At 61.4% G+C, this 9,013-nt stretch carries 3 protein-coding genes; 2 read left to right on the top strand and 1 reads right to left on the bottom strand.

Annotated features, from left to right (window positions below; genetic code table 11):
- Positions 1-168 precede the first annotated feature (168 nt).
- A complete protein-coding gene (locus HRF45_02040; GenBank protein ID MEP0765310.1) occupies positions 169-2,964 on the bottom strand; it encodes a 2-oxoglutarate dehydrogenase E1 component in 2,796 nt (931 codons plus the stop codon).
- Positions 2,965-3,365: 401 nt separating this feature from the next.
- Here HRF45_02040 and HRF45_02045 point away from each other — a divergent pair, with 401 nt between their 5' ends.
- Both HRF45_02045 and HRF45_02050 read left to right on the top strand, forming a co-directional pair.
- Positions 3,366-6,476, top strand: a complete 3,111-nt coding sequence (locus HRF45_02045; protein MEP0765311.1) for an Ig-like domain repeat protein — start codon at positions 3,366-3,368, stop codon at positions 6,474-6,476.
- A gap of 210 nt (positions 6,477-6,686) precedes the next feature.
- Positions 6,687-8,825 carry a family 20 glycosylhydrolase gene (locus HRF45_02050; GenBank protein ID MEP0765312.1) on the top strand — a complete coding sequence of 713 codons (2,139 nt, stop codon included), beginning with the start codon at positions 6,687-6,689 and terminating at the stop codon, positions 8,823-8,825.
- The last annotated feature ends 188 nt before the right edge of the window (positions 8,826-9,013 follow it).

Raw genomic sequence — 9,013 nt, forward strand, 5'->3', positions numbered from 1 at the left:
CCGCCACGCCCCAACCGCCAGCCACAACCGCCATGCCACAATCGTCATGCTGAGCCTGTCGAAGCATGACTGCGCAAGCCGCGTGTTCCCTTCATGGAGTACCACGACTCGAGGCCCCGACGTCATGCTTCGACAGGCTCAGCATGACAGGCCTCGGGGGTCCCCATACTACTCATCGCCCAGCGCCTCCACCAGCACCATACTCTGTTCCAGCTTGTGGCTGCTCCCCGAACCGGTCGCAGGGCTTGCCGAGGCGGGTCTGCTGACGCAGCCGAAGGGCAACCTGCCGCACAATCTGTCTCCCAGAGCGGCCCTCAGGAATCGCCAAGCACCCTGGTTCTCCGGCTCCTCTTGAACCCAGAAGACAGACGTACCGTCCTCGAAAGCACTGAGCACCTCATAGAGCTGTTCGTCCGGCAGTGGATAGAACTGCTCCAGCCGGATGATCACCACGTCGTCGCGAGCGTGCGTCTCTCGCAGCTCGGCAAGTTCGTAGTACACCTTACCGCTACACAGAAGAACTCGGGGCGGCTTGGCGCTGCCGCCCGTGACCGGCTCCGGGAGCACCCGGCGGAAAGTGCCGGACGCACAATCCTCCAGCGAAGACGCTACCTTGGGATGCCGAAGCAGGCTCTTGGGGGTCATCACTACTAGCGGCTTTCGAATGGGCCGCAGAACCTGGCGTCGTAGTAGGTGGAAATACTGCGCGGGAGTGCTTGGCTGAACTACCTGTATGTTGTCTTCGGCCGCGAGCTGAAGGAACCTCTCCAGCCGTGCGCTCGAATGCTCGGGCCCTTGTCCTTCCTGTCCGTGCGGCAGCAGCAGCGTGAGTCCGCTCAATCTCCTCCACTTGTTCTCCGCCGAAGCGACGAACTGGTCCACCATCACCTGTGCCGCGTTGACGAAGTCTCCGAACTGTGCCTCCCAGATAACCAGAGCCTCGGGATAGCTGAGGCTATACCCGTACTCGAAGCCGAGAACACCGGCCTCGGAGAGCGGGCTATTGTGGATTTCGACCGGTGCCTGGTCTTTGGAGAGGTGTGCGAGAGGCATGTAGGTTTCGCCCGTCTTCACGTCGTGGAGTACGGCATGCCTCTGGCTGAACGTGCCACGCTCGGAATCCTGTCCGGACATCCGGATTCGGGTTCCTTCGAGCGCGAGGGTGGCGAAGGCCAACGCCTCGGCAGTAGCCCAGTCGAGCGGCTTCTTTCCCTCCGCCATCTGCCTCTGAAGTTCCAATCGACGCGCGATCTTCGGGTGGGGTGTAAACCCGGCGGGCAACCGTGTTAGCGACTTCAGGACCTGTGATAGCCGTTCAGCCGGAACTGCCGTGTCGGCGTCCGGAACGTCGGAATCGCGACCGCCGACATAGCCCTTCCAAATCCCGGTGAACGGCTCATCGCGGAAGAGGTAGTCGTCGCTGCGAGCCACCGATAGATGCGATTCCAATCGTTCTCGGCTCTTGGCGACTATGCGGTCGGCTTCTTCGCGTGTCACCTCGCCGAGGGCGAGCAGGTGCTCCAGGTAGCCCTCGCGTACCGACTTGCGTTTGGCGATGGCGTCGTATAGCAGGGGTTGTGTGAAGGAAGGCTCGTCACCTTCGTTGTGTCCCAGCCTCCGGTAGCCGTACATGTCGATCACCACATCCCTGCGGAACTCCCTGCGGAAGTCCATCGCAAGTCGCACCACTTGAGCGACGGCCTCTGGATCTTCGCCGTTCACGTGAAAGATGGGGCTTTGCAGCATCTTGGCGACATCCGTCGCATAGTACGAAGAGCGGCCTTGCTCGGGGCCAGTCGTGAAACCGATCTGATTGTTCACTATGATGTGAAGGACGCCGCCCACCGTATACCCAGCGAGCTCGCTCAGGTTGAGTGTCTCTTGTACGATGCCCTCACCGGCGAACGCCGCATCGCCGTGAACCAGCAGCACCATGCCCTTTTCGCGGGCATGGTCGTTCGTGCGGTCCATCTTCGCCCTCATACGGCCCACGGCGACCGGGTTCACGAACTCCAGATGACTTGGGTTGAAGCAAAGGGAAAGGAGAACATCACGCCCGTTCGCAGCACGCCAACGGCCCGAGTATCCCTTGTGGTACTTCACGTCGCCGCGGCCCACGTAGAGCTGAGCATCCACGTCCTCGAACTCGCGGAAGATATCTTGAGGCGCCTTGCCCAAGATGTTCGCCAAGACGTTCAGACGACCGCGGTGGGCCATGCCCATCATGATCTCGACGATGCCTTGCTCCGCGGCCTTTTCTATGGCCAAGTCCAGCAGCGGGATCAGCGTCTCCGTGCCTTCCAGCGAGAAACTCTTTGCGCCGAGGTACTTCTTCTGGATGAACTCCTCGAAGATCACGGCGTCGGAGAGCCGGGTGAGGATGCGAATCTGCTCCTCTCTCGATAGCTCGAGCCGGTTGCCCGTGGACTCCATTCGCGATTGGAGCCACTCGCGAACCTGGAGGTTGTCTATGTGCATAAACTGCACACCGATGGAACGGCAATAGGTGTCGTGCAGTCGGTCCAACACCTGCCGGAGCGTGAGCATCTCCGACGTGCGGATCGTCTCGACGGAGCAAGGACGGTCCATGTCCGCCTCGGTGAGGCCGTAATACTCCGGTTCGATTTCGGGTACTCGCTCCGAGCGTGTCCCTAGAGGATTGATCTGCGCTAGGATGTGGCCACGGACCCGGAAGTTGCGGACGAGTTTGTCCACGCGGAGTTGGAATGCGGCGGCGTCATCCGGACAGGGCACTTCGACCCCGACAGCAGCGCCAGCGGGGTTGAAGATGCTGCGAGGCTTGAACGATGGCCCCCTAGGCGGGGCGCCGGCACCATTGGTCAGATGCGCAAAGTAGGCACGCCAGGCCTCGCTCACCGAGGACGGGTCGCGAAGGTAATCGTTGTAACGTTCCTCGACAAATGCCAAGCTTTCACGATTCGGCAAGTCCTGCCGGTCCACCATCCTGTACCCCCTTTACGAATCCTACTCCAAACCCCTGGCTCGGGTCACCGCGCGACCGGGCATGACGGGACCTCCTGGGCAAGCCGTCTGCCTGTGAATGAACCAGGATTTGGGTGGCCGGCTCACAGTCGCAATCGTAGGCCCGATTTGCGTGGCCGTTTGCGCCTGGACGGGAGCAGGAACGTGCGAAAGTCCGCCGAACGGATACTGGGGTCTGGCGACAATACGGTAGAGAACCGATAACTCCTGGATTTCGGACTGTTTGACGGCCACATCTATTGTATAATGTTGGCGTTGCCCGAGCCCTGTCACATTCGCTTGGGAATTTATCTTAGTGTTTCTATCGAGTGCTAGATGCGGCACCATGGGGCCGCGCCGTTGCGATAGAAGGGAGGACCATCGTGAATTTTGCGCTTAGCACGCGCGGTCTCCGCACGACCTTAGTGGCGCTGGCCACGGTCGGAGCGACGCTTCTCGCGTCGTCTGGTCATGCGGGATATGTCGCGCGATTGTGGTTCGAGAACCTAACCAAAGGCACATCCAATGCCGGAGCCCTGCTCTGCGACCCCGGAGATCAGATCGCCATCAAGTACTACTTCATGGCGGACGATCAGACCGGGCAGACCGAGAAGTGGGGCGTCATGCAAATCACGCTCATCTTGGATGGCAAGACGGTGATGAGCGACGCAGATGCCAACCGATGGGCGACAGACGTGAACTCCGTCTTCACGCCGCCGTCATGGTATCCGGTCAGGATCTTCTGGCAGCCGGACTACGGCGAGGCGTATGACAACGCCGTAGACCCGAGCAACACCGATTACCCGTTCGTCGCGAACAAAGTCTGCTATGCACTGATCGGGGTACAGGGCACGCGAACGGCTTCATATAACTTCAATAAGACGCTCTTTACGTTCACCATAGCGCCGGGTGCGACGCCAGGCGAGATTCTCAACTGGGGATTCGACGGTCGCGACACTGGAACCGGCCTCTCCACACGCATCCTGGACTATGTAGGCGCGTCGGTAGACATCACCGACAACTACATCCAGGTCACAGGAGGCGGCGGGCCGACGGACACGACGACTAGCGTCGTCGCCGTGCCTAACCCCTCCGTAGTCGGACAGAATGTCACCTTCACGGCGACCGTGTCACCGACACCTGATGGCGGGACCGTGCAGTTCAAGGAAGACGGAGCCGACCTCGGGGCACCCGTCCCGGTGGTAGGCGGCCAGGCATCTACCAACAAGACGTACACCACCGCCGGAAGCCGAAACATCGAAGCCGTGTTCAGCGGGACCTCGAACTTCAACCCGAGCACCGGCAGTACCACGCTGGTCGTCAACAAGGCTAACACCAGTACCGCGGTCAGCGCCAACCCGAACCCGGTGGATCGCGGAAGCAACTCCACGCTGACCGCAACCATCACGCCGACACCCGACGGCGGCACCGTTCAGTTCAAGGAAAACGGTGTCAACATCGGGGCGCCCGTAGCAGTCGTGAGCGGACAGGCGCAGACGGTCGGGACGTTCAACACTGCGGGCAATCGAACCATCACCGCCGAGTACAGCGGGACCGCCAATTACAACCCGAGTACGGGTCAGACTACGCTGGTGGTCAACAAGACGCCTACCAGCACGTCAGTGGTCGCGAACCCGAACCCGATCGATCGCGGGAGCACCTCGACGCTCACGGCAACCATCACGCCGACGCCGGACGGCGGCACCGTTCAGTTCAAGGACAACGGCGTCAACATTGGTGCCCCGGTCAGTGTGGTTGGCGGCCAGGCGCAGTTGACGCAGCAGTTCAACAATGCCGGCAACCGCACGATCACTGCCGAGTACAGCGGAACGACGAACTACGCCGCGAGCACCGGGACTACCAGCCTCTTGGTCAACAAGACCGCGACAGGCACCGTGGTCTCTACCTCACCGAACCCGTCCCAAGTCGGCCAGAACGTGCAGATCACCGCTACGGTGAGCCCGACGCCGGACGGCGGAACGGTGCAGTTCAAGGTGAACGGCGTCAACATCGGTGGGCCGGTCAGTGTGGTTGGCGGCCAGGCGCAGACGACCTACGCATTCCCGGCCGTTGGCGTGCAAGTCGTCAGTGCCGAGTACAGCGGCACATCCAACTTCGATACTAGCGCCGGCTCGACCGACCACACGGTTCAGAAAACACCGACCACCACGACGGTTGTTGCGGCACCGAACCCGGCGCAGGTGGGCCAGCAGGTGACCTTCACGGCGACCATCAGCCCGACGCCTGACGGTGGTACCGTGCAGTTCAAGGTGGATGGCAGCAACGTCGGCGCCCCGGTGAGCGTGGTGGCCGGCAAGGCGACGCTGCAACAGACCTATGCGACCCCAGGCCCGCGTGTCATTCGGGCCGAGTACAGTGGTACCGCAGGGTACGAGGCCAGCGCTGGTGAGACCACGCTTCAGGTCAACAAAGCCGACACTACGACCGTTCTGACCTCGACACCGAATCCATCGCTGGTCGGACAGCCAGTAACGCTTAAGGCGACGGTCACTCCGACACCGGACGGCGGCACGGTGCAGTTCAACGTGGACGGCACCGACGTCGGCGCCCCGGTTCCGGTGGTCGCAGGCGTTGCCGAGTACGTGCACACGTTCGACTCGGCAGGCGTCAAGGCGTTGACCGCTGTCTACAGCGGAACCGACAACTACAACGGCAGCACCGGCACCGCCACGCACAGCGTGCAGACGGCCGAGGCTGGAATCCTGAACATCACCTGCGGTCCTTATGTGGATGACCCGTTCACGGGTCTGCCCGTCCGTGTGTTCCGGCCGCAGGTACTCAACATTGACGATATCACGCTCCGGGACATCTTGATTGCTAACGGTGTGGACATCAACGACCGGTTGATCATCCAGGCCGTGCGTATCAAGAAGGTCACGCCGTCGTGGAAGTGCACCGCCTTCGTTACGGGACCCGGCTCTGGTCTGAACACGAACTTCGACACCGGTCTGAAGTTCGCGAACAACCAGAAGATCGACGACCCGATCTGCAACGTGGCGTTCCAGCTTCCGCCGGACGGACCGTGTCTGGGCAACCGAGCGCTTCTGTTCTCGCCTCCGCAGACTCGATACGAGCTCACGGTGGTGTACGTGGTGCTGGACGACCAGGGTCGGCCTGGTCCACCGCAGTACGCCGTCATCGAGTTCGAGATCAAGGTCTCGGATCGTGAGCAAATCAAGTGCTTGATCGAGTACTTCTCGACGGTCGCGGTCGGGGCAACCCAAAAGCCGAAGATCAGCGAGGAGTGCCGAGATGCCCTGTACGAGGCACTGGACATTCAGGATGACCTCGAAGCACTCGTCCAGTTCGAGACGGTCGTCGCCCACTGCGCCGTGGACTTCCCGAGGTTCCTCGCCAAGGATACCGACGGTAACTACAACGTGCTGTGGTTCCGCGACTACCTGATTGACAGCGATGAGGAGCCCGTCGGGTGCCTGCTCGTCGAGATGGTGAACGCTCTACTCTGGAAGTAGCCTGACGGCTGCACTCCGAGTGTGAGCTGAGGTTGAGGTCGCCTGCGGTTGCCCGCAGGCGACCTTCGCACTTGCCCCGAAGCCAGCAGCGGACCGAGACAGGAAGCAGGTAACAGCGGCTCAGAAACGAACCGTATCCGTATGCTACCAATCGTCGTCGCCATCCTCGCCTCATGCTCTGCTGAGGCACTCCCGGAGGTAGACCCCCTCATGATCGTGCCGAAACCCGTGCGCCTGGAGTCCTCTGGAGGAACCTTCCCGCTGGCCGATGGGGTAACGCTGTTCTTCAGTCCCGGAGACGGTGATCTGCTGAACGTTGCCAAGCGGCTTCAGGAGTACCTAGCCTCCGCAGGCGCGAAGGTGTCCCTCCGGGCGACTTCGGACACCGAACCGCCTGCGCGCAACATTTTGCTCACCACGCATGGTGCCGATCCCTCTCTCGGCGACGAGGGCTACGAGATGATCATTGAGCCCGACCGCGTTCTCCTTCGCGCACCGTCCGCCACGGGGCTGTTTTGGGGCACGCAGACCATTCGACAGATGCTGCTCGCATCCGACGGTCGCACGCTGCCGTGCAGCCGAATCTGGGACAAGCCGCGTTTCCAATGGCGTGGCAGCCTCCTCGACTGCTGTCGCCACTTCATGACGAAGGACTACGTCAAGCGATACATAGACCTACTCGCGCTACACAAGCTGAACGTATTCCATTGGCACCTGACCGAAGACCAGGGCTGGCGCATCGAGATCGAGCGGTATCCCGAGCTCACTCGAATAGGCGCATGGCGGGGAGACGGTGCGAACCGACACGAGGGCTTCTACACCCAGCGCGAGGTGCGGGAGATTGTCGAGTATGCCGCGCAGCGACATGTCATGGTAGTGCCGGAGATCGAGATGCCCGGCCACTCGATGGCTGCGTTGGCGTGTTACCCGGAACTGTCGTGCACGGGCGGTCCATTCGTGGTACCGACACAGTGGGGTGTGTTCGCAGATGTCTATTGCGCGGGCAACGACCAGGTGTTTGAATTCTTGGAGAACGTGCTGAGAGAGGTGGTGCAGATCTTCCCTGCTCCCTACGTGCACATCGGAGGGGACGAGGTGCCGAAAACTCGGTGGCAGAAGTGCCCTAAGTGCCAGGAGCGTATGCGCAATGAGGGGCTGAAGGACGAGCACGAGCTGCAAAGCTACTTCATCCGCCGCGCCGAGCGAATGCTGGCTGGGCTGAACCGTAAGTTGATAGGCTGGGACGAGATCCTGGAAGGCGGCCTCGCACCCAACGCCACCGTACAATCGTGGCGAGGCATGGAAGGCGCGGTGGCCGCCGCGAAGGCAGGCCACGACGTGATCGTTTCGCCCACCACCCACTGCTACCTGGACTACGGACATGACAGGACCAGCCTCCAACAGGCTTACTCCTTCGAACCTATCCCGCCGGATCTAACCCCCGAGGAGGCGAAGCATGTATTGGGCGGCGAGGGCAACATTTGGACAGAGCACGCTCCCCAAGAGGCAGTGGACGAGCGCGTGTACCCTCGCCTGAGTGCATTGGCGGAGGTGTTCTGGTCGCCGAAGGAGTTGAAGGACTGGCAAGACTTCACCACTCGAATGGGAGCCCACTACCATCGCCTGGACCGGATGGGAGTTAAGTACTACCTAGAGCCGCCGCGTTTCCTCACGGACGACGAGGTGTTCACGGACTCGATCGCAGTCGAGATAGAACCTAGCGTTCACGGTGGGACGATCCGCTACTCGCTCCAGAGTGATTCCGTTCTCCCCGACGCCTCGAGATACCGCGAGCCGATCGTCATTACGGAAACCACGACCGTTGCGGCAGTGACAGACACACCGTCAGGACGGGTGTCGCCTACGGCTGTTAGGACCTTCCGCAAGGAGACGCTTCGGGATCCGGACGCCGGGGCGCGGGACGCACCGGGCCTTCAGGTCTCCTACTATGAAGGGCAGTGGACCAGTGTTCCCTCAGTGAGCAGCGAGACCCCGCTCGCGCACGGCATCGTACCGGACGTAGACCTCAGCTTTGCCAAGCGCGACCATGACTTCTTTCTCTCGTTCGATGGGTACCTGACAGTGCCCGAAGACGGCGTGTACACCTTCTACCTAACATCGGACGACGGTGGCGTGCTATGGTTCGGCGATCGCCTGTTGGTCAACAACGACGGTCTGCACCCAGCTCGCACTGCGACCGGGAGCATCACACTTCGCGCGGGCCGGCACTCGATCACCATCGGCTACGTCCAGGCGGGAGGTGCGATGGTACTCGAGCTAGAATACAAGGGCCCAGGCATCCCACGCCAACGCATACCGGCTAAAGCCTACTCCCACTTGGTGCCGTGAGCAACCATGGCACCCTCGTGTTGTGCCCCGAAGTTCATGCCGGCCTGTGCACGAGTAGTGACCAGCCTCTCCCACGGCTCTCTGAGATCGTCATGCTGAGCCTGTCGAAGCAAACGTCATGCTGAGCCTGTCGAAGCAAACGTCATGCTGAGCCTGTCGAAGCAAACGTCATGCTGAGCCTGTCGAAG

Source organism: Fimbriimonadia bacterium (assembly GCA_039961735.1).
GTDB lineage: Bacteria > Armatimonadota > Fimbriimonadia > Fimbriimonadales > JABRVX01 > JABRVX01.

Coding starts and splice junctions, on each gene's coding strand:
- HRF45_02040 (MEP0765310.1), bottom strand. CDS start 2,964: ATGGTGGACCGGCAGGACTTGCCGAATCGTGAAAGCTTGGCATTTGTC.
- HRF45_02050 (MEP0765312.1), top strand. CDS start 6,687: ATGATCGTGCCGAAACCCGTGCGCCTGGAGTCCTCTGGAGGAACCTTC.